General features: G+C 70.3%; 1 protein-coding gene and 1 pseudogene. Both read right to left on the bottom strand.

The genetic code is table 11. The annotated features are described in order from the left end of the window. Nucleotides 1-560, bottom strand: a 560-nt coding sequence (locus I5I_RS09145) for a PspA/IM30 family protein (protein WP_036318537.1), incomplete at its 3' end; no start/stop codon positions are given. A 78-nt stretch (nucleotides 561-638) separates the two neighbouring features. After that, nucleotides 639-1,303 (bottom strand): annotated as a pseudogene (locus I5I_RS09140) (TPM domain-containing protein); the annotation flags it as partial.

Below are 1,303 nucleotides of genomic sequence, written 5' to 3'. Positions count from 1 at the left end.
CGACCGAGCTCGCTCGTGGGATCGAGCACGTCGATCGACTTGACCGCGTCGTGCACCTTGTTCTGCGCCTCGGCCGTCTTCGCGCGCGCCAGCAGCTCGATGCGCTTGGCCTTCAGCTGCTCGAGCTTCTGCTTCATGCCGTTGAGGCCGTCCTTGAGCTTGTCGACGACCTCCGTCTGAGACGCGATCGTGGGAGCCACGGCCTTGGCCTCGTTCTCCTCGCTGATCTGGCGCTGCAGGGCGATCTTGGCAAGGTTGTCGAACTTGTCGGCATCCGCCGTGTTGCCGCTCGCCCGCAGCTCATCGGCCTTGCGGCTGGCGGCGAGGGCCTTGTTGCCCCATTCGGCCGCGGCGCGCACGTCTTCCTCGTGGTCGCGCTCGAGCAGACGGAGGTTGCCGATGGTCTCGGCGATCGCCGACTCGGCGTCGGCAATGGAGTTGGTGTAGTCGCGCACCAACTGGTCGAGCATCTTCTGCGGGTCTTCGGCGGCGTCGAGCATCGCGTTGACGTTCGCCTTCACGAGCGTCGAGATGCGACCGAAGATGGACTGCTTTGCCATCGTTTTTCCTTTCCTAACGGGAGAATTCCCAGCGTGCGAGGGGATCGTGCGGTCGGAGGGGGCGAGCGGATGTCGAGCTCAGAAGCGACCTCCGCCGCGTCGCGAGCGGCTGCCGGCGCCGCCGAAACCACCGGGGGAGATGCTGCCGCCCCCGCCGAGGCCGCCGAAACCTCCACCGGAGCGCGAGCGGCCGCCCCCGCCGCCGTTCAGCAGCGAGTTGATGACGATGCCGCCCAGGATCGCTCCCATCATGTCGCCGCCCGTGCCCGTACGCGGCGATCCGCCGGATCCTCCGAACATGCCGCCCTGGAAGACGCCGACGTCGCTCTGCGCCGCCTGCAGGGACTGCGTCGCCAGCTCGTGCGCGCGCTGCGCGGCGGCCAGCGCCTGCGCGGGATCGTTCTGTTGCAGCTGGCGGGCCTGCACGAGTGATGCGCCGGCTTCGGCGAGGCGCGTGCGGGCCTCAGCGCCGACCGCACCTCGGCGTGAGGAGATGAAGTCCTCCGCCGCGGAGATCTCGCCCTGCGCCTGTGCGATGAGTCCGCCGAGCTGCGCCGACGCGCGCGCGGCGCGCTCCTGCTCGTCGCGGATGCCGGCGAGGACCTCGTCGATCTGTGCGTTGGCGCGGTCCAGGCCCTCGCGGGCGAAGAGCGGGCGCTTCGCGGGGCCGGAGACCAGCGGCCGTGCCGCCTCCACCTGGGCGCGCGTGGCCGCGATCACGGGAGCCAGGCGGCCGTCCCGAT

The sequence above is a fragment of the Microbacterium sp. B24 genome, assembly GCF_000333415.1.
Lineage (GTDB): Bacteria > Actinomycetota > Actinomycetes > Actinomycetales > Microbacteriaceae > Microbacterium.
Note: the sequence above shows the minus strand (reverse complement) of the source record. Positions and strands in the feature narration are given on the sequence as shown.